This window comes from Caulobacter sp. BE254 (assembly GCF_031457295.1).
Lineage (GTDB): Bacteria > Pseudomonadota > Alphaproteobacteria > Caulobacterales > Caulobacteraceae > Caulobacter.
This window is the reverse complement of the sequence record NZ_JAVDWJ010000005.1, coordinates 213,195-234,533: the sequence shown is the minus strand read 5'-3', so window position 1 is coordinate 234,533 and position 21,339 is coordinate 213,195. Positions and strand designations below refer to the sequence as shown.

General features: G+C 69.5%; 25 protein-coding genes. 18 read left to right on the top strand and 7 right to left on the bottom strand.

Annotated features, from left to right (window positions below; genetic code table 11):
* Positions 1–73 precede the first annotated feature (73 nt).
* A complete protein-coding gene (locus tag J2X41_RS11885; RefSeq protein WP_310082066.1) occupies positions 74–388 on the bottom strand; it encodes a hypothetical protein in 315 nt (104 codons plus the stop codon).
* Positions 389–523: 135 nt separating this feature from the next.
* A complete protein-coding gene (motA, locus tag J2X41_RS11880; protein WP_310082065.1) occupies positions 524–1,393 on the bottom strand; it encodes a flagellar motor stator protein MotA in 870 nt (289 codons plus the stop codon).
* A 164-nt stretch (positions 1,394–1,557) separates the two neighbouring features.
* Between motA and J2X41_RS11875 the strand changes: the two genes are divergently transcribed.
* Positions 1,558–2,886 carry an MFS transporter gene (locus J2X41_RS11875; protein ID WP_310082064.1) on the top strand — a complete coding sequence of 443 codons (1,329 nt, stop codon included), beginning with the start codon at positions 1,558–1,560 and terminating at the stop codon, positions 2,884–2,886.
* Between the two features lie 99 nt (positions 2,887–2,985).
* Here the strand turns inward: J2X41_RS11875 and J2X41_RS11870 are convergent, their stop codons facing one another.
* Positions 2,986–4,275 (bottom strand): lytic murein transglycosylase, encoded by a 1,290-nt coding sequence (locus J2X41_RS11870; protein WP_310082063.1) that lies wholly within the window; start codon positions 4,273–4,275, stop codon positions 2,986–2,988.
* Between the two features lie 247 nt (positions 4,276–4,522).
* Between J2X41_RS11870 and ykgO the strand changes: the two genes are divergently transcribed.
* From ykgO to J2X41_RS11845, 5 genes are all read left to right on the top strand, one after another.
* On the top strand, positions 4,523–4,648 hold the full coding sequence (gene ykgO, locus J2X41_RS11865) for a type B 50S ribosomal protein L36 (protein ID WP_018061125.1): 126 nt from the start codon (positions 4,523–4,525) through the stop codon (positions 4,646–4,648).
* Positions 4,648–5,265: an HAD family phosphatase gene (locus J2X41_RS11860; RefSeq protein ID WP_310082062.1), complete on the top strand. Its 618-nt coding sequence runs from the start codon at positions 4,648–4,650 to the stop codon at positions 5,263–5,265. Before ykgO ends, J2X41_RS11860 begins: the two co-directional genes overlap by 1 nt.
* A gap of 140 nt (positions 5,266–5,405) precedes the next feature.
* A complete protein-coding gene (locus tag J2X41_RS11855) occupies positions 5,406–6,275 on the top strand; it encodes an NAD(P)-dependent oxidoreductase (RefSeq protein ID WP_310082061.1) in 870 nt (289 codons plus the stop codon).
* A gap of 71 nt (positions 6,276–6,346) precedes the next feature.
* On the top strand, positions 6,347–6,616 hold the full coding sequence (locus tag J2X41_RS11850; protein WP_018112952.1) for a DUF2312 domain-containing protein: 270 nt from the start codon (positions 6,347–6,349) through the stop codon (positions 6,614–6,616).
* Positions 6,617–6,713: 97 nt separating this feature from the next.
* Positions 6,714–7,052, top strand: coding sequence for a hypothetical protein (locus J2X41_RS11845; RefSeq protein WP_310082060.1), 339 nt, complete (start codon positions 6,714–6,716; stop codon positions 7,050–7,052).
* A 135-nt stretch (positions 7,053–7,187) separates the two neighbouring features.
* Here J2X41_RS11845 and J2X41_RS11840 read toward each other — a convergent pair whose 3' ends face one another.
* Together J2X41_RS11840 and J2X41_RS11835 are read right to left on the bottom strand one after the other, a co-directional pair.
* Positions 7,188–8,663, bottom strand: coding sequence for a sigma-54 dependent transcriptional regulator (locus tag J2X41_RS11840; protein WP_310082059.1), 1,476 nt, complete (start codon positions 8,661–8,663; stop codon positions 7,188–7,190).
* Between the two features lie 150 nt (positions 8,664–8,813).
* Complete coding sequence (locus J2X41_RS11835; RefSeq protein ID WP_310082058.1) at positions 8,814–9,209, bottom strand: hypothetical protein; 396 nt, start codon at positions 9,207–9,209, stop codon at positions 8,814–8,816.
* A 175-nt stretch (positions 9,210–9,384) separates the two neighbouring features.
* Between J2X41_RS11835 and J2X41_RS11830 the strand changes: the two genes are divergently transcribed.
* The 4 genes from J2X41_RS11830 to J2X41_RS11810 all read left to right on the top strand — a co-directional run bounded on the left by J2X41_RS11830 (position 9,385) and on the right by J2X41_RS11810 (position 13,953).
* Positions 9,385–11,175 carry a M3 family oligoendopeptidase gene (locus tag J2X41_RS11830; protein ID WP_310082056.1) on the top strand — a complete coding sequence of 597 codons (1,791 nt, stop codon included), beginning with the start codon at positions 9,385–9,387 and terminating at the stop codon, positions 11,173–11,175.
* Between the two features lie 11 nt (positions 11,176–11,186).
* The gene (locus tag J2X41_RS11825; RefSeq protein WP_310082054.1) at positions 11,187–11,549 is read left to right on the top strand and encodes a nuclear transport factor 2 family protein; all 363 of its coding nucleotides are present in this window, start codon (positions 11,187–11,189) and stop codon (positions 11,547–11,549) included.
* 3 nt (positions 11,550–11,552) lie between these two features.
* The gene (locus tag J2X41_RS11820) at positions 11,553–12,935 is read left to right on the top strand and encodes an AarF/UbiB family protein (protein ID WP_310082053.1); all 1,383 of its coding nucleotides are present in this window, start codon (positions 11,553–11,555) and stop codon (positions 12,933–12,935) included.
* Between the two features lie 163 nt (positions 12,936–13,098).
* Positions 13,099–13,953 carry a pirin family protein gene (locus J2X41_RS11810; protein WP_310082177.1) on the top strand — a complete coding sequence of 285 codons (855 nt, stop codon included), beginning with the start codon at positions 13,099–13,101 and terminating at the stop codon, positions 13,951–13,953.
* Between the two features lie 144 nt (positions 13,954–14,097).
* On the opposite strand, the gene J2X41_RS11805 is transcribed toward J2X41_RS11810, so the two are convergent.
* On the bottom strand, positions 14,098–14,694 hold the full coding sequence (locus J2X41_RS11805) for a hypothetical protein (protein ID WP_310082052.1): 597 nt from the start codon (positions 14,692–14,694) through the stop codon (positions 14,098–14,100).
* Entirely contained in the window at positions 14,684–15,196 is a 513-nt protein-coding gene (locus tag J2X41_RS11800) for an RNA polymerase sigma factor (protein ID WP_310082051.1), read from the bottom strand. The genes J2X41_RS11805 and J2X41_RS11800 overlap by 11 nt, the downstream gene beginning before the upstream one ends.
* A 128-nt stretch (positions 15,197–15,324) precedes the next feature.
* Between J2X41_RS11800 and J2X41_RS11795 the strand changes: the two genes are divergently transcribed.
* From J2X41_RS11795 to J2X41_RS11760, 8 genes are all read left to right on the top strand, one after another.
* Positions 15,325–15,798 carry a PaaI family thioesterase gene (locus J2X41_RS11795; RefSeq protein ID WP_310082050.1) on the top strand — a complete coding sequence of 158 codons (474 nt, stop codon included), beginning with the start codon at positions 15,325–15,327 and terminating at the stop codon, positions 15,796–15,798.
* A gap of 3 nt (positions 15,799–15,801) precedes the next feature.
* Positions 15,802–16,725: an alpha/beta hydrolase gene (locus J2X41_RS11790; RefSeq protein ID WP_310082049.1), complete on the top strand. Its 924-nt coding sequence runs from the start codon at positions 15,802–15,804 to the stop codon at positions 16,723–16,725.
* A 209-nt stretch (positions 16,726–16,934) separates the two neighbouring features.
* A complete protein-coding gene (locus tag J2X41_RS11785) occupies positions 16,935–17,948 on the top strand; it encodes a glycosyltransferase family 9 protein (RefSeq protein ID WP_310082048.1) in 1,014 nt (337 codons plus the stop codon).
* Between the two features lie 60 nt (positions 17,949–18,008).
* Positions 18,009–18,239 (top strand): aa3-type cytochrome c oxidase subunit IV, encoded by a 231-nt coding sequence (locus J2X41_RS11780; RefSeq protein WP_310082047.1) that lies wholly within the window; start codon positions 18,009–18,011, stop codon positions 18,237–18,239.
* A gap of 120 nt (positions 18,240–18,359) precedes the next feature.
* The gene (locus tag J2X41_RS11775; RefSeq protein ID WP_310082046.1) at positions 18,360–19,502 is read left to right on the top strand and encodes a Re/Si-specific NAD(P)(+) transhydrogenase subunit alpha; all 1,143 of its coding nucleotides are present in this window, start codon (positions 18,360–18,362) and stop codon (positions 19,500–19,502) included.
* A gap of 131 nt (positions 19,503–19,633) precedes the next feature.
* Positions 19,634–19,969 (top strand): proton-translocating transhydrogenase family protein, encoded by a 336-nt coding sequence (locus J2X41_RS11770; RefSeq protein ID WP_310032239.1) that lies wholly within the window; start codon positions 19,634–19,636, stop codon positions 19,967–19,969.
* 26 nt (positions 19,970–19,995) lie between these two features.
* The gene (locus J2X41_RS11765; protein WP_310082045.1) at positions 19,996–20,445 is read left to right on the top strand and encodes a hypothetical protein; all 450 of its coding nucleotides are present in this window, start codon (positions 19,996–19,998) and stop codon (positions 20,443–20,445) included.
* A gap of 2 nt (positions 20,446–20,447) precedes the next feature.
* Positions 20,448–21,338, top strand: a complete 891-nt coding sequence (locus J2X41_RS11760; protein WP_310082044.1) for a hypothetical protein — start codon at positions 20,448–20,450, stop codon at positions 21,336–21,338.
* Position 21,339 lies beyond the last annotated feature (1 nt).

Sequence of the window (21,339 nt, the reverse complement as noted above, 5' to 3'; positions counted from 1 at the left end):
AGGACCGCGACGTCCCATAGAAGAAGGGCCGCCCTCGCGGACGGCCCTTCCGATCGCTTCGAGGCGAGCAGCCTTAGTGGGCGGCCGGCTCGGTCTTCTTTTCGGTGGTGGTCGTGGTGGTGGTCGTACCGGGCGCCTCGGCGGCGGTCGTCGCATCCTGGGCGGCCGGGGCCGCGGCGGCGTCGGCGGCGGCCTTGTTGGCGTCGGTGGCGGCGGTGGCGGCGTTCGCCGCCGCGTCCGTGGCCGTGCTGGCCGAGGCGGCGGCTTCCTGGGCCTTCTGGGCCGAGGCGTCCGCCGACTCTTCGGCCTTCTTGCCGCAGGCGGCCAGCGACAGGGCCGAGACGGCCATGCCTGCGATCAGGATCGAGCGGAGAATCTTGGTGGTCATAGGGACTTCCCTTGCGACTGCTTGTCTGGCGACTACGGTCCGGCTGGGCCGTGTCACCCGGTCACAGAACATCAGTTCCATGGCAGGGGCAAGACAATTGTTCACGGATCCGTGATCACTCCGTGATCGTCCGTGTCAGCCTTCGGCGGGGATGGCCTGCAGGGCTTCTTCCAGCTCAAGGAAGCTGGGCTGGGCCTCGCTCGGCACGTTGCCGCGGCCGATCTCGACGCTGATCTGGGCGGCGTTGCCGTGCAGGTGGGCGACCAGCACCGACTGGATGATCTTGTAGAACGAGCCCTCCTCGTCGACCACGGCCGTCAGGCGCGTGGAGAACGGGCCGACCAGGCCATAGGCCAGGAACACCCCGAGGAAGGTGCCGACCAGCGCCCCGCCGATCATCGCCCCCAGCACGGCCGGCGGCTCGGTGATCGAGCCCATGGTCTTGATGACCCCGAGCACGGCGGCGACGATGCCCAGGGCGGGCAGGGCGTCGGCCAGGCTCTGCAGGGCGTGGGCCGGGGCCAGGCCTTCGTGATGGTGCTTTTCGAGCTGCTTCTCCATCGCGTCCTCGACCTGGTGGGGATCCTCCAGGTTCATGGTCATCATCCGCAGGGTGTCGCAGATGAAGTCGACGGCGAAGTGATCCTTGGTGATCTTCGGGTAGCGCTGGAAGATCGAGCTGTCGTTGGGCTTTTCGATATGGCTTTCCAGCGCGATGACGCCCTTGGACTTCATGGTCTTGGTCAGCAGGAACAGCAGGCTGAGCAGGTCGCGGTAGTCGGAGGTCTTCCATTTGGGGCCGGCGAAGATCTTGCCGAAGCCGGCGCCGGTGGCCTTGATCACCGTCATCGAGTTGGAGATCAGGAACGAGGCGATGCCCGCGCCCAGGATGCACATCAGCTCGTGCGGGGCGGCCTCGATGATCACGTCCATCTTGCCGCCGGACATGATGAAGCTGCCGAACACGAGGCCGAACAGCAGGACGATGCCGATGATCTGGAACATGACGTGGAGAGCCCCGGGTAACTTGCGTCGCGATCATCGCGGTTAATGCTTAATCCAAGGTGAGCGCGGGTTTGCGGCCCTGTTGCGCCTTTCGCCGCACCCGCCTAACAGATGTTTGACGCCGAAGGCCGGAACCAACCGGCCAAGCGCGCCGGAGGGGAAGCATGAGCGCCGCCAGCCCGGATGTCCGCCTGGACGACAAGGCCAAGGGCCGGGCCTTCGCCATCCTGTTCGCCGTCCTGCTGTCCAGCGCCGCGGGCAACACCGCCCTGCAGACCGTGCTGCCGGCCATCGGTCGCCAGGTCGGCATCCCCGACGTGCTGATCAGCTCGATCTTCTCGCTGTCGGCCCTGCTGTGGGGCGTGATGTCGCCAGTCTGGGCGCGGATGTCCGACAAGCGCGGCCGCAAGCCGATGGTGGTCCTGGGCATGGCGGGCTTCGCGGTGTCGATGCTGGGCTTCGGCTTCTTCATCCTGATGGGGCTGAAGGGGCTGATGGTCCCGCTGGCGGTGTTCGCTGGGGCGGCCCTGTCGCGGGCCATCTTCGGCCTGGTCGGCAGCGCCTCGAACCCCGCGGCCCAGGCCTATGTCGCCGACCGCACGGCGCCGGCCGACCGCACCAACGCCCTGGCCACCATGGCCTCGGCCAGCGGCCTGGGCACGATCCTGGGTCCGGCGGTCGCGCCGTTCCTGGTCTTTCCGCTGCTGACCCTGTCGGGGCCGATGTTCTCGTTCGCATTGATCGCCGGCGTGGTGCTGGTGCTGGTGCTGCGCGGCCTGCCCGAGCGTCCCGAGGAGATTCCCGACCGCGAGGCCGGCGCCTCCGCCAGGCCCAGGGCCCGGGTGCGCTGGAACGACCGGCGGATCATGCCCTTCGTCGTCTACGGCTTCCTGCTGGCCAGCGCCCAGACGGTGAACCAGCAGACCCTGGGCTTCATGGTCATCGACAAGCTGAACATCTCGCCAGCCAAGGCGGCCGCCTTCGCCGGGGTGGCGATGATGGCCGGGGCGGTGGCCAGCCTGCTGGCCCAGTGGGGCCTGATCCGCATGCTGCGCCTGGCGCCGCGCCAGCTGCTGTGGCTGGGCGCGGGCTGCGCGGTGCTGGGCAACCTGATCGTCGCCTTCTCGCCCGACTACCACACCCTGGTGGTCGGCTTCGCCCTCTGCAGCCTGGGCTACGGCTTCGCCCGGCCCGGCTTCACGGCCGGCGCCTCGCTGTCGGTGGGCCACGAGGAGCAGGGGGCGGTGGCCGGCGCGATCAGCGCCATCAACGGCGCCTCGGTGATCATCGCCCCGGTGCTGGGCGTGGCGCTCTACAAGTGGGCCCATCCGTCGCCCTACCTGATGAACGTCGCGGTGCTGGCCGGCCTGGTGGCCTACGCCCTGATCGACCCGGTCATGCGCCGGGTCGGCGAGGCCGCGGCCCCTCGCGAGGCCCGCGACGAGGCCCAGGTGGTGGACGCCAGCTCGATCGACGCCACGGGGCCGCATTGAGGGCAGGCCTGCCGCGGGCTATACCGGCCACGACCGGATGGCGCCGCAGGGTTCCAGCCCCGACGCCGTCCGTCGGATCGCGGTGGACGTCACCGTCCGCTAGCTGATCCCCGCCTGGGCTTTCAGCCGGGCCACCATGTCGGACGACAGGTAGCCGTCGGCGGGCAGCTTGCGGTCGGCCTGCCAGGCGCGCAGGGCCTTGCGCGTGCCGGCCCCGACCACCCCGTCCGCCGGGCCAGGGTCAAAGCCCAAACGACCAAGAGCGATCTGGGCGGCCATGCGGTCGGCCAGGCTCAGCGGGGTCTCGACCGGCCAGGCGGCGACCAGCGGCCCGCCGCCCGCGAACCGGTCGGCCAGCAGGCCGATCCCCAGGGCGTAGGACGTGGAGTTGTTGTAGGTGCGGATCGCGAAGTGATTGGGCAGGGCCAGGAAGGCCGGGCCCGACCAGCCGGCCGGCAGGATCAGGCCGGCGGGCGAGGCGGCGTCGGCCGGGGTCCAGGGCAGGCCGTCGGCCCGCTTGACGCCCTTGGCTTCCCACCAAGAGGGGACCTCGCGCGGGCCCTCGGCCAGACCGTAGTCGAAGCCGGCCGGCAGGATCACCTCCTTGGCCCAGCCGACGCCGGGCTTCCAGCCGCCCTTCTTCAGCAGGTTGGCGGCCGAAGCCAGGCTGTCGCTGTCGCTGCCCCAGATGTCGCGCCGGCCGTCGCCGTCGAAGTCGACGGCGGTCGACAGGTAGTTGGACGGCAGGAACTGGGTCTGGCCCATGGCCCCCGCCCATGAGCCCTTGAGCTGGGCGCGGGTGTCCTCGCCCGAGGCGATGATCTTCAGGGCGGCGATCAGCTCGCCCTCGGCCCAGGCCCGGCGCCGGCCGTCGGCGGCCAGGCTGGCCATCGAGCGCACGACGTCGAAATTGCCCTGGATCTTGCCGAACGCCGATTCCATGGCCCAGACGGCCAGCAGGATGTCGCGCGGCACGCCGTAGCGGGCCTCGATGGCCGGCAGGAAGGTCAGGCTCTGGCGCTTGTCGCGGCCCACGGCCACGCGGTCGTCGCTGATCACGCCCTTGATATAGTCGCCGACCGGCTTGGAGAATTCGGGCTGGCGGCCGTCCAGCGAGATCACCTTGGGGTCGGGCGTCACGCCATCCAACTCGCGGTCAAGCAACTGCTGGGTCAGGCCGGCGGCCAGGGCCTTCTGCTTGAAGGCGGCCAGCCAGGCGTCGAAGCCGACGGCCTGGCCCGAGGCGGCCGGGTCGGCGCTGGGCGCGGCCGGGACGGGCGGCGGCACGCGCGGCGGAGCAGGCGGAGCGACCGACGGCGCCAAGGGGGCGTTGGTCGAGGTGTCGGCGCAACCGGCCAGCAGCAGAACGAGGAAAACGCGTCTATCCATGAGAGCAGGCTACCGGGGTTCGTGACGGGGCTGCAATCACAAGGGCGACAGAGCGGTTAAGTTCCGCCGGGCCACGCTTGAGCTGTGGAGCTTTCCTGCCGTTCCGACGCGCGGAGGCGTCTTGAGGCCAAGCCGCGCATTGACTCCGGCGGTTGTCCTGCTTATACGCACGCCCTCCGAAACATCCCGGATGTTCCTTTCGCCCTCATGGCGGCCGCGAACCTCTCCGCTGAGTATAGAGACGGTCATGAAGGTTCGTAGCTCGCTGAAGTCGCTGAAGTCGCGTCACCGCGACTGCAAGATGGTCCGCCGCAAGGGCGTCATCTACATCATCAACAAGACCGACCCGCGCTTCAAAGCCAAGCAAGGCTGATGACGCCCGCACGGCCTCCCAGGGCGCTGCTCTGGGACGTCGGCAACGTCATCGTGCGCTGGAACCCGCGCACGCTCTACGCGAAGATCTTCAAGGAACCGGCCGATCTCGACCGGTTCCTTTCGCATGTCGGGACCATGGACTGGCACGCGGCGACGGATCGCGGCGTAACCTTCGCCGACAACATCGCCGCCCTGAGCGCGAAGCATCCCCACCACGCCGAGCACATCGCCGCCTGGTGGGACCGCTGGGATGAGATGTTCTCCGGAACGATCGCCGAGACCGAATCGGTCATCGAGGACCTGGCCGCGCGCGGCGTCCCGCAGTTCGGCCTGACCAACATGTCCCACGAGACCTGGGACGGCGTACGGGCCAGGAGCCCGGCCTTTCGCCATTTCCGCGACACGGTCGTCTCGGGCCACGAGCGGGTGATCAAGCCCGAGGCGCGGATCTACCAGATCGCCCTGGAGCGCACCGGCCTGGAGCCGGCCGACCTGCTGTTCGTCGACGACAGCCTGGCCAATGTCGAGGCCGCGGCCGCCCTGGGCTTCCATGTGCACCATTTCACCGACCCGGCGGCGTTGCGGCCGGTGATCGAGAAGCACGGCTTGCTCTAGGCGCGCCGACGCCTAAGTAGCCCTCATCCTGAGCGTGTCGAAGGACGAGGGCGCCTGGCGCGGTGCGTCCGCCTCGTCCTTCGACAAGCTCAGGATGGGGCGGAGGATTGGCTCCGCGTGAGCCTTTTCGGAGTCACCCCATGCACATCGGTTTCATCGGCCTGGGCGCCATGGGCAAGGCCATGGTCGGGAACCTGCTGGAGAAGGGCCATGCCGTGACGGTCTGGAACCGCTCGCCAGGACCGGCCGCCGAACTGGCGGCCCAGGGCGCCAGGGTCGCCGCCACCGTCGAGGAAACCCTCAAGGCCGACATCGTCCTGTCGATCCTGGCCCATGACCAGGCGATCCGCGACGTCCTGCTGGAGGCCCTGCCGAGGGCCCGGCCGGGCCTGGTCCACGTCAATCTCGCCACCATCTCCACCGCCTTCGCGCGCGAATTGGCGGACCGGCACGCGGAGCTTGGCCTGGGTTATGTGGCCGCGCCGGTGTTCGGTCGGCCGCCGGTGGCGCGGGCGGGCGGGCTGAACCTGCTGGCGGCCGGCACGCCCGACGCCGTCGCCGCGGCCCTGCCGGTGCTGGAGGCGCTGGCCGCCAAGGTCTGGCCGATGGGCGAGGACCCGGTCCGCGCCAATGCCGTCAAGATCGCCGGCAACCTGATGATCGTCGCGGCCGTCGAGGCCATGGGCGAGGCCACGGCCCTGGGCGCGGCCCACGGCGTGCCGGCGGCCGACCTGCTGGAGGTGCTGACCAGCACCATCTTCGCCGCCCCGATCTACAAGATCTACGGCGGCATGATCGCCGAGGGGCGCTACCACCCGCCGGGCTTCGCCGCAGACCTGGCGCTGAAGGACGTCCGGCTGGCCCAGGCGGCTGGCGACGAGAAGGGCCTGGCCCTGCCGCTGGCCGACCTGGTCGAGAACGGCCTTGAGGCGCTGCTGGCGGGCGAGGGCGAAACCCCCGACCTGGCCGCCCTGGCCGAAGTGTCGCGCGGACGTGTGGAAGGGCGCTGAATCCAGCTTCCACTCGCGGCCCGTTGCCACTAGGTTCCGCGCCTCCCGTTTCCCGCCTCGCGAGACATTTCATGGCCGACGACGCCGCCCCGCACGCCGACGTGCTCAACTCCACCGCCCAAGGCCAGCTGAAGAGCATCATCGACCGGGTCGAACGCCTGGAAGTCGAGAAGACCGAGATCGCCGAGCAGATCAAGGAGGTCTACGCCGAGGCCAAGGGCAACGGCTTCGACGTCAAGATCCTGCGCAAGGTGGTCCGCCTGCGCAAGACCGACCGCGCCAAGCGCCAGGAAGAGGACGCGATCCTGGACCTGTACCTGTCGGCCATCGGCGAGATCTGATTACCGGCTGGGGACGCTCGCATGCGAGCGTCCCCAATCGTTGAACCTGGCGTTTTTCCGCGTGCGTCCCGCCGCCGACGCCCGCTAGTCTGCGGCCATGCGCGCCAAGAAGCCGCCCGATCCCAGAGCCCAGGCCCGCAAGGCCGCTCTCAACGCGCTCAAGCGCGCCCAGCGCACGGCCGACAAGGCCGGGATCCAGTTGTCGGAGTGGGAAGGCGAGTTCCTGGGCTCGGTCGCTCAGCGCATCGAGACCTACGGCCGCGCGTTCGGCGACCCCGAAAAGGGCGGCGCCGGTCAGGCCATGTCGGTCAACCAGACCATCAAGCTCAAGGAGATCGCCGCCAAGGCCAAGGGCGAGCGCAAGCCGATGTCGCGCGGCAAGGGCTTCGGGCGGCGCGGACGGGCGCCTGAAGTCGTGGCCGAAGACGACGACTAAAGACGGCTGTCATCCCGGACAAGGCCGAAGGCCGCCGATCCGGGACCGCCGGAAGCGCCGAGTTCACGCGTCGGTCCCGGATCTTCGCGCTGCGCGCTCGTCCGGGATGACAGACCCGTTTGGGGGCAGGCGCCCCTACGACGCTTCCTTCAGATCCACATCGATGCCCTGTTCGCGGACCTTGCGGTAAAGGGTCGAGCGGCCGATGCCCAGGCGGCGGGCCACCTCCGACATGTGGCCGGCATAGACCTCGATGGCGTGCTGGATCAGGTCGCGCTCGATCTCCTCCAGCGTCCGCAGGTGGCCGCGGTCGTCGAGGATGCGGACCGGCGACTCCGGGGCCGGCGTACGGGCCATGGCCGCGTGGGCGGCCTGCAGCACGGTCGGCAGGTCGGGCTGGACGGCGGCCGGGGTCATGGCTTCCGGAGGCGGCGCGACGATCCCCGAAATGGCCGGAAAGTCGTAGGGCTGCAGATAGGGCGCGTCGGCCAGGATGATGGCGCGATAGACCGCGTTCTCCAGCTGGCGGACGTTGCCCGGCCAGTCGAAGCCGGCGAGAATCTTCAGGGTCTCCGGCGCGGCGCCGACCACCCGCTTGCCTTCCTCGACGTTGAAGCGACGGACGAAGGCCTCGACCAGGGCCGGAATGTCCTCGCGGCGCTCGCGCAGGGACGGGGCCTCGATCGGGAAGACGTTCAGGCGGTAATAGAGGTCCTCGCGGAACCGGCCCTGCGACACGGCGTGGGCGACGTCGCGGTTGGTGGCCGAGACGATGCGCACGTCCACCTTCTGCGAGCGCTTGGAGCCGATCGGGTCGATCTCGCCTTCCTGCAGGGCGCGCAGCAGCTTGACCTGCATGTCCAACGGCAGTTCGCCGACCTCGTCCAGGAACAGGGTGCCGCCGTCGGCCTCCTTGAACTTGCCCAGGTGCTTGTCGGTGGCGCCGGTGAAGCTGCCCTTCTCGTGGCCGAACAGGATCGACTCGACCAGGTTTTCCGGAATGGCCCCGCAGTTGACCGCCACGAAGGGCTTTCCGGCCCGCTCGGAGCCGCCGTGCACGGCGCGGGCGATCAGCTCCTTGCCGACCCCGCTCTCGCCGGTGATCAGGATGGGAATGGAGCTCTTGGCCGCCCGCTCGCCCATGCGCTTGACCAGGCTCATGGCCGGCGAGGTTCCGATCAGGTCGGCGAAGGTGGTGCGGTTGCCGGCACGCTTGGTCAGGCGCTCGACCTCGCCCTTCAGGTCGCCCATCGACAGGGCGTTGCGGATCGAGACGGTGATCCGCTCGGGGGAAGCCGGCTTGATGAAGAAATCGGTGGCGCCGGCCTGCATGGCCTTGACCACGGTGTCGACGCCGCCGCTCGCCGTCAGGACGATCACGGGCTGCGCATAGCCGCGCGCCCGCATCTCCTTCAGGGTGTCCTGGCCCGACAGGCCCGGCATCACCAGGTCCAGCAGCACGACGTCCACGGGCGCGCCGCTGGCCAGGTGGGCCATGGCCGCGTCGCCGTTCTCGGCGTGCGAGACCGAGAAGCCTTCGCGCTCGAGGACGGCCTGGATCAGCCGCCGTTGAGTCGGGTCGTCGTCGACGACGAGAACCGTCTTGGTCATTTGCAGACACCCGTTAGAACCGGCCGCGTCCGACATGGGACAAGGCTCTTGTTGGTTCAGAGTGATACAGGCGCGGGGTAAAGACCGGGTTTCGGAGACGTGAGTCAGGGGTTAACGATCGCCCTTAACGGGGTGTGACGATCCGTCGTCTCAGCCCGCGATCCTGCCTGGCGGGACGCGGCGAACTGCGCCGCCGTTCTGACTGACCAGGCGCGCGTCGATCCGGGTCTCGCCCTCGCGACCGACATGGCAGACGCCGACGAAGCGGCTCTTGCGCTGGGTCTTCTTCTCGATCGTGACGGCCTCGAACCTGACGTCCATGACGCCGGCCGGGTCGCCGTCGGAATCCATGTGGGTGATGTCGATGCCGTCCAACGGTCCGATGTTGAACTTCTCCTTCAGCCGCTCGGTGCAACTGTGGAACACCACGGCGCTGCGGAGCGTCTGGGCCAGCCAGCCCATCGGCTGGGGCTTGTCGGTCGCCATCGCGGATGGCGCGGCGACCAGGCTCACGGCCAGGGCGACGGAAGCGGCGATCCTGATCATCGATGCGCCCCTCGTCCCCGGTTCCTCTACGGCGGCCCTCGCCGACCGGCGGTATCCTAAGGCGCGACTCGCCGCCGCGCCCTTTAAATCGCGGTAATGCGGCGAGCCGCCCTCGCGACGGAAAGCCCACGGCGACGATTGCGCGCGTCTTTCGGCGGGGCCATATCCCTTGGCCATGAACGCGCCCTTCAAGACCGAAACCCTGCCCGAGTGGAACCTCGCCGACCTCTATGCCGGTCGCGACGATCCGAGGATCGAGACCGACTTGGCCGCCGCCAAGGCCGCCAATGACGAACTGGCCTCGCTGGAGGGGCTGTTCCTCCAGGCCCGCGGCGAGCCCGAGCGCCTAGGCGTGCTGCTGGATCGCGGAATCCGGCTGTACGAGCAGGCGACCAATGGCCTGTGGGGCGTGGGGGCCTATGCGGGCCTGGCCGCCTCGACCGCCCGCGACGACCCGGCCTGGGCCAAGTTCGAGGCCGACCTTCGGGCCCGCTCGTCCGCCATCGCCGCCGAGAGCCTGTTCTTCTCGCTGGAGCTGAACCAGCTTGAGGACGGCGAGCTGGAGGCGGCGCTGAAGGCCTACCCGGCCGCGGCCCGCTGGGTTCCCTGGCTGCGCCGCCTGCGCCTGTCGCGTCCGCACGAACTGACGCCCGACCTGGAGCGCTACATCGTCGACCGCGGTCCGGCCGTCAGCAACTGGGTGCGGCTGTATGACGAGACGCTGGCCAAGCTCCAAGCCAAGGTCGGCGATGAGACCCTGACCCTGCCCGAGGCCCTGAACCGCCTGTCCGACCCCGACGGCAAGCGCCGCAAGGCCGCCGCCGACGGCCTGGCCAAGGCGCTGGAGGACCGCGCCTCGACCCAAGGGCTGGTGCTCAACACCCTGGCCTTCGAAAAGCAGGTCGAGGATCGCTGGCGTCGGTTCGACAGCCCCGCCCAGTCGCGCCACCTGGCCAACGAGGTCGACGCCGACGCGGTCGACGTCCTGGAACAGGCGGTGGTCGAGGCCTATCCGCGCCTGTCGCACCGCTACTACGCCCTGAAGGCCAAGGTCATGGGCCGCGAGACCCTCGACTACTGGGACCGCAACGCTCCGCTGACCGCCGCTGCGCCGCGCACCTATGACTGGACCCAGGCCAAGGCCGTGGTGCTGGACAGCTTCCAGGCCCTGGCCCCGAAGTTCGCCGATACCGCCCGGACCTTCTTCGACCGGCCGTGGATCGACGCCCGTCCTCGGGCCGGCAAGCAGTCGGGCGCCTATTCGCATCCGGTCACCGCCGAGCGGCACCCCTATGTGTTCATGAACTACATGGGCGAGCGGCGCGACGTGCTGACCCTGGCCCATGAGCTGGGCCACGCCGTGCACCAGACCCTGTGCGCGCCGCTGGGCACTTTGCTGGCCGACACTCCCCTGACCCTGGCGGAGACCGCCTCGATCTTCGGCGAAGGCCTGGTGTTCGACCGCCTGCTGGCCGAGGCGACGCCCAAGGATCGCATGGGGCTGCTGGCCGGCAAGATCGAGGACGGGCTCAACACCGTGGTTCGCCAGATCGCCTTCCACCGGTTCGAGCGACGCTTCCACGAGGCCCGCAAGGACGGCGAGCTTTCGCCCGACCAGATCGGCCGGCTGTGGGTCGAGGTGATGGCCGAGAGCCTGGGTCCGGCCGTGACCCTGAACGAAGGCTACGAGCACTACTGGGCCTATGTCAGCCACTTCGTGCACGCGCCGTTCTATGTCTACGCCTACGCGTTCGGCGACCTGCTGGTGCGGGGTCTGATGGAGAAGCGCCGCGAGGACCCGGAGACCTTCGCCCCGCTCTACGAGGACCTGCTGGCGGCCGGCGGAACCCGCACCTATGTCGAGGCCCTCAAGCCCTTCGGCCTGAACCCGCGCGAAAAGGCGTTCTGGGCCGCGGGCTGCGCCCAGCTGGAGCGCCTGGTGGACGAATTCGAAGCCCTCGTGTGATCGGAACCTAAATGCCCACCAAGGAACGTCTGGCGGAGTTCATCGCCACCGTCGAACGCAACGAGCATGTCGAGGCGATCGAGCGTTTCTACGCGCCGCACGCCTCGATGCAGGAGAACAACGCCCCGCCGCGCGTGGGTCGCGACGTCCTGGTCGCGCACGAGGCGGCCGCCCTGGCGCGGTTGTCGAAGATGGACACCCAGCCGGCGGTCATGGTGCTGCATGACGGCGACACTGTCGTCATCCAGTGGGTGTTCCTGATGACCAACAAGGCCGGCGAGACGCTTCGGTTCGAGGAGCTGACCCACCAGGTCTGGGAGGGCGACAGGATCGTTCGTGAGCGCTTCTTCTACGACTCCCGGCAGTTCGGCTAGGCGATGGCTGACGATCCGCGCGATCCCTCGAAAGACCCCGAACGCAATCGCCTGGCCGGCCGCATGTCGCGCTTCGCCAGGGTCGGGGCGGGCCTGTCCGGCGCGGCGGTCAGCTACGGCGCCAACAGCCTGTTCGGCGGCGACAGCGCCGACGCCCGCAACGCCAAGGCGCTGAAGGCGGCCCTGGGCGGCCTGAAGGGTCCGCTGATGAAGGCGGCCCAGATGTTCGCCACGGTGCCGGACCTATTGCCGCCGGAGTTCGCCGCCGAACTGGCCGAACTGCAGACCAACGCCCCGGCCATGGGCTGGCCGTTCGTCCGCCGTCGGATGGCCGCCGAGCTGGGGCCGGACTGGGCCGGCCGGTTCCGGAGCTTCGAGCACGAGGCCGCCGCCGCCGCCTCCCTGGGCCAGGTGCACCGCGCCGTCGCCCCGGACGGCCGCGCCCTGGCGGTCAAGCTGCAGTATCCGGACATGCAGAGCGCGGTCGAAAGCGACCTGGGCCAGCTGCGCGCCCTGATCGGCCTGTTCAAGCGAATGGACGGCTCGATTGACCCGACCGAGATGATCGTCGAGGTCGGCGACCGGCTGCGCGAGGAGCTGGACTACGAGCGCGAGGCCAGGCTGATGGCCGTCTATGGCGGCTTCTTCACCGGCCGCGACGACATCCGTGTGCCCGAGCCGGTCGCGGCGCTGTCGACCCGGCGCCTGCTCAGCATGACCTGGCTGGAGGGGCGGGGCCTGCTGGCTTTCAAGGACGCGCCCCAGGAGACCCGCGACCGCATCGCCGCCCTGCTGTTCGAGGCCTGGTGGAGCCCGATGACGCACCTGGGGATCATCCACGGCGATCCGCACCTGGGCAACTACACCTTCGGCGGCCCCGAGGGTAGCGACGGCGCGTCGCATCTGAACCTGCTGGATTTCGGCTGCATCCGCATCTTCCCGCCGAAGTTCGTAGGCGGCGTGGTGCGGCTGTATCGCGCGCTCTCGAACGATGACCGGGCCGAGCAGGTCGAGGCCTATCGCAGTTGGGGCTTCGCCAACCTCAATGACGACCTTGTCGACGTGCTGAACGTCTGGGCCAGGTTCATCTACGGTCCCTTGCTTGACGACCGGGTGCGCAGCGTCGCCGACGATGTGCCGCCTGGCGAATACGGCCGCCGCGAAGCCCTCAAGGTGCGCCAGGCCCTGAAGGCGAAGGGCCCGGTGCTGATCCCCCGCGAGTTCGTGTTCATGGACCGCGCCGCCATCGGCCTGGGCGCGGCCTTCCTGCACCTGGGCGCCCGGCATAACTGGAGGGCGCTGTTCGAGCGCTCGCTGGAGGGGTTCTCGGAAGAGGGCCTGGCCCAGCGGCAGGCGGCGGTGCTCAGCGCGGCGGGGGTGGCGTGATCTCCTCCCCCGTGAAACGGGGGAGGTGGCCGCGAAGCGGTCGGAGGGGGCGTCCGGCCGCCGCACGACGCTCCCTCAATCACCACGACGCCCCCTCCGTCACGATGCGTATTCGCATCGCGCCACCTCCCCCGCTTTGCGGGTGAGGAGAAGGAACCCGGACATGACCCCTCGCACCCTCAAGCGCCTCCATCCCGCCCAGCGCGACGACATCGGCGACTTGACCACCCGGCGGCCATTACCCGGGCCGGCGATCGCGCAGCTGGATCCGTTCCTGTTCCTCAACCACCACGGCCCTCAGGTCTATCCGCCCGACAATCGCGGCCTGCCGTTCGGACCGCACCCGCATCGCGGCTTCGAGACCGTGACCTTCATCCTGGAGGGCGAGCTTTCGCACCTCGACAGCGGCGGCCACGAAAGCGTCATCGGGCCGGGCGGCGTGCAGTGGATGACCGCCGGCCGCGGCCTGGTGCATGCCGAGCTGTCGCCGGCCAGTTTCAAGCAGGCGGGCGGACCGCTGGAGATCCTGCAGCTGTGGGTCAACCTGCCGGGTCGGCTGAAGATGACCGATCCGAACTATCTGGGCCTGCAAGCTGACGCGATCCCCAAGGTCGAGGCCGATGGCGCGACAATCGAGGTGATCTCCGGCGCGGTCGACGGCGTGGTCGGGCCGTTCCCGTCGCTGATCGGCATCGAGATGAGCGTCGTGCGCCTGGCGCCGGGCGGGGCGGTGACCCTGCCGGTGGCCACAGGGCGGGCGGTGTTCCTGTATGTGGTGTCCGGCGAGATCGTCGTCGGCGGCCAGGCGGCCCCGCGCTGGAACCTGGTCGAGCTAAACGACGACGGCGACGCGGTGGCGTTCGACTCGCTCGCCGGGGCGGTGGCCCTGCTGGGTCACGCCCAGCCGATCGGCGAGCCGGTCTTCGCCCACGGCCCGTTCGTGATGAACACCCGCGAGGAGATCGTCCAGGCGATCGACGACTACAACGCGGGGAAGTTCGGGGCGGTGGCGGGGTAGGGGGACGCCCCCTCCGTCACGATGCGTATTCGCATCGCGCCACCTCCCCCGCGTTGCGGGGGAGGAGAGTCCGGCGCAACCTTCTCCTCCCCCGTGAAACGGGGGAGGTGGCGGCGAAGCCGACGGAGGGGGCGTCCCCGCGACCTACTCCCGATACTCCGCTAGCAAACCCTCCAGCCGCCGCTGTTCCGGCTTCAGCACCCGGAAGAACCTCAGCGCGTTCCAGCCGACGCTGGCGCCCAGGGCGACGCCGAACGCCAGCAGCATCTGGCCCATGTCGCGGTCGGTGGTCTTGCCGACCTGGTTCAGCTGGACCACGGCGACCAGCAGGGGGACCAGGAACACCGGCAGGCTCATCCAGAAGATCCGGTAGTTGACCCGCGCCCGGCGGTTGGCGGCCAGCAGGGCCTCCAGCGCCTGGCGCACCGGCGACCCGTCGCCCGGGGGGCGCCGGGCTCGCAAGGCGGCGACCGCCACCGCCGCCAGCATCGCCCAGCAGACGCCCAGCATGGCCAGGGCGCCCCACTCGCGGCCAAGATCGGTCTGGCCGATCAGGATCGAGCGCGCGGCGATGGCGGTGAACAGGGTCATGGCCGCGACGGGGATGGCGAACAGCAGGATCTCGCCGCGGCGGCGGGCTTTCAGCGCGTGCATCAGTTGCTCCATCAGATAGGCCTGGGCCTGTTGGTCGGGGGTGTTGGCCTGGGACCGCCAGGCCTGTTCGAGACGCTCAAACTCCATCGGCGCGCTCCTCCACGAGGTCCGAGAGCCGTCGGCGGATTCGGCTGAGCCGGGCGCCGACATTGGTTTCGCTGAGACCGTGCACGCACGCGATCTCGGCGTAGAGCTGGCCGTCCAGCGACAGCAGGACCAGCGAGCGGTCCAGCGGCGGCAGGGTGCGGATGGCGTCGTAGAGCCGGTCCAGCAGGCCGGCCTCCGGCGTATCGTCCGCCTCCAGCCGCAGGGCCATCTCGGCCTCGATCGCCTCGCGCCGCCGGCGACGACGGGTCTCGCCGCGCTTCCAGGTCAGGGCGGTGTTGTGGGCGACGCGGTAGACGAAGGTGGTGTCGGCGCTGTCGCCGCGAAAGCGCGGGCGGGCCCGCCAGACCGCCAGCATCAGCTCCTGCATCAGGTCGTGCTGGTCGGCCGGCTCGGCGAAGGCGCGGGCCGTTCGGCGCAGCGCGCCCAGGTGCGGCGCCAGCCACGCCGCGAAAGCCTCGTCCTCCTGTCGTCCAGCGCCCATGGTCCGCCCCGTTTTCGAAAGGTTAGACGCCGGCGGCCGCCCCGTCCTTACACGGACTGCGGCGACGTCGTCCCAGGCTTCCCCAGCGTCGCGCTTGCCAGGCTTCAAACGCTCGTTAGACTTTGCCCATGTCCGACGATCTCACCGACGCCCAGGCCGCGGCCCTTCCCGAGGGCTACAGCCTGCTCAACTGGTCGCGCGGCTTTGGCCGGCAGATCGGGCCGCTGTACGAGCAGCGCGCCGGGCCGGGCGAGGCGACCCTGGGCTTCCGGGTCGAGGAGCACCACACCAACGGCCTGGGCAATTGCCACGGCGGCATGCTGATGAGCTTCGCCGACATGGCCTGGGGACGGATCATCTCGCTGCGGAAGTCCTACAGTTGGGTCACGGTGCGGCTGAACTGCGATTTCCTGTCGGGAGCCCAGCTCGGCGATTTCGTCGAGGGAGAGGGTGAACTGATCGTCGAGCAGGACCTGGTGTTCACCGTGCGCGGCCGCATCTGGACCGGCGAGCGGACCCTGATGACCGGCACGGGGATCTTCAAGGCCCTGGCCCCGCGCGCGCCGCGTCCAGGCGAGACCGCCTACACGGAAAAGGCCTGAGCCATGGCCGACGACCAACCCGCGCCCGCCTCGCTGCTCGGCCCGTTCCTGGGCGAGCGACCGCCGGCTCCGGCCTGGTTCGAGGCGGGGATCGCCATCGCCCCCGAGCGCTCGCGCATCCTCGTCGAGGGCGCGGAGATCGAGCTGCTGACCTGGGGCGAGGTCGGCAAGCCGGGCCTGCTGTTCCTGCACGGCAACGGCGCCCACGCCGACTGGTGGAGCTTCATCGCGCCGTTCTTCGCGAACGACTGGCGGGTGGCGGCGATCTCGTGGTCGGGCATGGGAGAGTCGGACTGGCGGCCGGCCTATTCGGCCCAGCTGTTCGCGGCCGAGGTCTTCGCCGCCGTCGAGGCCGCGCAGCTGGACGCGGGCGGGGTGAAGCCGATCCTGGTCGGCCACTCGTTCGGCGGCTTTCCCACCCTCTACTGCGGCGTCGAGCACGCCGACCGGCTGCGCGGGATCGTCATGGTCGACAGTAGCATCCAGCCGCCGGAAAAGCGCTGGCGCGGCCCGCCCCCGCGCCCAGACGCCGCCAATCGGGTCTATCCGACCCTGGAGGCGGCGCTGAGCCGCTTCCGCCTGGCTCCGCCGCAGGGCTGCGAGAACCTCTACATCGCCGACCACATCGCCCGGGGCTCGCTGAAAGAGGTCGAGGGCGGCTGGACCTGGAAGTTCGATCCTGCCATCTGGCAGCGGTTTTCGATGCCGGACCTGGGCCTGTTGCTGCCGCGCATCGCCTGTCCCGCGGCCCTGATGTGGGGCGAGCGCTCGGCCCTGATGCATGCCGAGACCCTGGACTACATGGTCGGCGAGATGCCCGACGACGTCCTGCGCGTGCCGATCCCCGATGCCGACCACCACGTGATGGTCGACCAGCCGCTGGCCTTCGTGGCGGGGCTGAGGGAGCTGCTGGCGGGGTGGGGGTAGGGAGCCTCTGCGGTTCCAATAGATAACCGTCATTCCGGGCCTTGTGCCCGGAACCCCTGGTTCAGCCGACGGTGCGCCGCCTTGGCGCGCTGGCGCGCCACATTCCTACACGTGCGGCGGATAGAGGGGTTCCGGGCACAAGGCCCGGAATGACGGTTGAAAGGGGAGGGCGAGATGACAACCTCGCAAGCGCCCGCTAAGCCCGTCTCATGACCGCCCAGCAACCCGGCCCCGTCCTCGTCTACGCGCCCGATCGCGGCATCGGCGACCTGATGTGGCACCTGCCGACCTTCCGGGCCATCGCCGCGACCACGCCCGAGGGGCAGGTGGTGCTGGCCGCCCGGCCGTCCAGCCGCGCCGCCGAGGTGCTGGCCGTCGAGCCGACGATCAGCCGCGTGGTCTATGCCCGGCATTTCTCGGGACCGCTGAAGGGCGTGCGGGAGGTTCTCGACTTCTGGCGTATCTGCCGCGCGGTGAAGCCCCGCGCCGTGTGGATCCTGGAGAAGATCGGCCGCCCGGCCCAGGCCGCCTGGCTGGCCGGCGTGCCCGAGCGGCGCGGTTTCGGCCTGGGTCACAAGAGCCAGGAGCAATGGCTGCAAGGCCCATTCCTGCCCAAGGCCATGAGGCCCAACCATCGGCTGGACAAGCTGGCCGCCTTCGAGGCCCTGCACGGCCTGAAGGTCGACAGCCGCGAGCCGGGCCTCAAGCTTGACGAGCGGGCTGTCAAGGCCATCAAGGCGCGGTTCGGCGACCTGCCCGGTCCCTGGCTGGTGCTGGGCGTCGGGGCCAGCGAACCGGCCCGCACCTGGCCTGCCGAGCGTTTCGCCGCCGTCTCGCAAGGCCTGGCCGACCTGTTCCCGACCGTGTTCTGGCTGGGCGGACCCAACGACGCGCCTCGCCTGAAGCCGACGCTCGAGGCCCTGCCGCCCGGCCGCGACGTCCTGGCCTGCGACCTGCCGCTGGACCAGGCCGCCGCCCTGATCGCCCTGTCGGCCGGGTTCCTGGGCAACGACTCCGGACCGCTGAACGTCGCCGCCTCGGTCGGCCGCCCAGCGATCGGCCTGATGGGCACCAGCCCCGTGCCGGCCTATTCGCGCTGGCTGTCCCGGCTCGACGGCGGAGAAGGGCGGATCGCCGATATTTCGGTCGACCAGGCCGTCAGCGCTGTTCGAACGCGGTTCATCGACGAGGCCTGGACCAACCGCGACATCCCGGCCGCTTGAGCCGACGGCTCGCACGTTGTAAGCGGCGGGGCGTTTTTTAATTCCACCTAGGAAACTGACATGGCCGGCGACTACCAACGCGGTGAAATGGACATCCACGAACAGTCCGCGACCTTCGAAGCCTTCGGCAAGATGACCAAGTGGGGCTCGCTGGCGATCGCCAGCCTGCTGCTGACCATCACCCTGTGGTTCTGCACCTCGGCCGGCTTCATCGGCGGCGTGATCCCGGGAATCGTGCTGGCTGTCCTCGGCGTCGTGTTCCTGCGCGAAAAGCCCGCCTCGGCCCACTGACACCGGTAGACATCGGTATTTTTTTGCCCCTAACGCGAGCGTAAGGCTCGACATCGGGCAAGAACATCCCCTAGAGAGACGCGCAAGCTCGTCGGAGCAAGCAGCGTTCCTGGGAGGGGTATGCCGATGGCCGTTATCGCCGTCACGAAAGAGACCCGCGGTGGTGAAACCCGGGTCGCGGCCACGCCCGAGACCGTCAAGAAGCTGGCCGCGGCCGGCTGGTCGGTCGTGGTCGAGGCTGGGGCGGGGATCGCGGCCTCGTATCCGGACGCCGACTACGAGGCGGCCGGCGCCAAGCTGGCCAAGACGGCGAAAGAGGCCCTGAAGGACGCCGACGTCCTGTTCAAGGTCCGCGCCCCCGAAGCCGCCGAGATCGCGGCCCTGAAAAAGGGCGCGATCGTCGCCGCCGCGCTCAATCCGCACCAGGACAAGGACACGCTGAACGCCCTGGCCAAGGCCGGCGCCAGCGGCGTGGCCATGGAGTTCATCCCGCGCATCACCCGGGCCCAGGTGATGGACATGCTGTCCTCCCAGGCCAACCTCGCCGGCTACCGCGCCGTGATCGAGGCCGCCGAGGCCTATGGCAAGGCCCTGCCGATGATGATGACCGCCGCCGGCACCGTCGCCGCGGCCAAGGTGTTCATCATGGGCGTGGGCGTGGCCGGCCTGCAGGCCATCGCCACCGCCCGCCGCCTGGGCGCGGTGGTCACCGCCACCGACGTGCGTCCCGCCACCAAGGAACAGGTCGAGTCCCTGGGCGCCAAGTTCCTGGCCGTCGAGGACGAGGAGTTCAAGAACGCCCAGACCGCCGGCGGCTACGCCAAGGAAATGTCGAAGGAATACCAGGCCAAGCAGGCCGAGCTGGTCTCCTCGCATATCGCCAAGCAGGACATCGTCATCACCACGGCCCTGATCCCCGGCCGCCCAGCCCCCAAGCTGGTCAGCGCCGAGCAGGTGGCGTCGATGAAGCCGGGTTCCGTGCTGGTCGACCTGGCCATCGAAGCCGGCGGCAACGTGGTCGGCGGCAAGCTGGGCGAGACGGCGGTCACGGCCAACGGCGTCAAGATCCTGGGCATCCCCAACCTGCCCGGCCGCATCGCCACCGACGCCAGCGCGCTCTACGCCCGCAACCTGTTCGCCCTGTCGGGCCTGTTCCTCAACAAGGAAGGCGCCTTCGCCCCCGACTTCGAGGACGAGATCCTCAAGGCGGCCCTGGTCACCCAGGGCGGGGCCGTGGTGCATCCGTCGCTGCTGGCCGGCTAATTCATTGCGTGAAACCTCGTGCTTCGACAGGCTCAGCATGAGGTTTCAGGGCAAGGGCGGTTCATTCCGCCCTCATCCTGAGCTTGTCGAAGGACGAGGGCGGTCGCACCGCGCTCAAGAGAGGGATTGAGATGGAAGCCGTCGACCCCACCGTGTTCCGCCTGGCGATCTTCGTGCTCGCCATCTTCGTGGGCTACTACGTCGTCTGGAGCGTGACGCCCGCCCTGCACACCCCGCTGATGGCCGTGACCAACGCCATCTCGTCGGTGATCATCGTCGGCGCCCTGCTGGCCGCCGCCGCGCACGGCGCCCATGCCGACCTGGACGGCGGCACGGTCGCCGCCTCGACCTGGATCTCCAAGGGCGCCGGCGCCATCGCCGCCGCCTTCGCCGCGGTCAACATCTTCGGCGGCTTCCTGGTCACCAACCGGATGCTGGCGATGTACAAGAAGAAAGAGAAGAAATAGGCGGGCGGCGCCCGGGGCCTCATCCGATGGACCTTATCTGGTACATCCTGCCGTTCGCGCTCTATGTCGCCGGCGGCCTGCTGTCGATGGTGCTAAGCGGCGCGATCGTCGGGGGACGGCTGTCTCGCTCGTGGGTCGCCAAAGCGGCGCCGCGTCTGCTGGTCGTGGGTTTGGTGGTGCTGCTCCTGGCGCCCACACCGCCGCCGGTCGCGGCCGCAGTGCTCGGCTACGCCGGCTTGGCGGTCTTCGGGATGGGATGGCTTCTCAAGGGACGGGTCGCGGCGATCGTTCAGGTCGCCGGCGTGCTTATGCTGCTGGCCGCGCGCCTCTGGACCGTCTGGTTCGTCGATGGGCGTGACGAAGTGCTTCGCTGGGGAATGATCTTTGGAGGGCTCTGGGCCGGGGGGCTGCTCATCTACGCCATCGCCGCCTGGTTCGAACGCCGGGCCGATGCTCGCGCAGGCGAGGGCGCCTGAGCATGTTCAGCGCGATCAAGAAAATCGCCAACCGGTCCGACAGCCTTCGGCGCATCGCGCTGGAGCGGTGGTGGGACGAGCTGCGCGCCTCGCCCCGGGCCCGTGAGCCTGGGCGGCTGATCGCCCATGGCCGCAAGACCTACAGTCAGAACGACGAGGACGGCATCGTCCTGGAGATCTTCAACCGCATCGGCGAGGGCGACCGGCGGTTCATCGAGTTCGGCGTCCAGGCCGGGGTGGAGTGCAACACGGCTCTCTTGCTGATGGCCGGCTGGAGCGGCCTGTGGCTGGACGGCTCGGACAAGTATGTCGAGGCCGCCAAGGGCCACCACGCCGTGGCGGTGGGGCAGGGGCGGCTGACCGTCCAGAAGGCCTTCGTCACGGCCGAGAACATCGACGCCCTGCTGGGCCCCTGGGCCGGCGGGACCGTCGACCAGCCGGCCAGCGTCGACTTGCTGTCGATCGACATCGACGGCAACGACTACTGGATCTGGCAGGCGATCACCGCCGTGCGCCCGCGCGTCGTGATCATCGAATACAACGCCGCCTATCCGCCGCCCGTCGCCTTCGTCGCGCAGTACAAGGCCGACAGGGTCTGGGATGGCGGCAATTATCACAGCGCCAGCCTGACCAGCCTGGAGGTCCTGGGCCGCGCCAAGGGCTACGCCCTGGTCGGCTGCAATCTGTCGGGCGCCAACGCCTTCTTCGTGCGCGAGGACGAACTGGCCGGGCCCGATGGCCAGGCCCGCTTCGCCGCGCCCTACACGGCGGCCAACCACTACGAGCCGTCGCGCTACGACCTCTCCGGCCTGCCTTCGGGCCATCCGCCACGGTTCGGCGTCAACGCCGCGCCACAGCTTTCCTCGTCGCCGCTCTTGGGGGCCAAGACCTGAC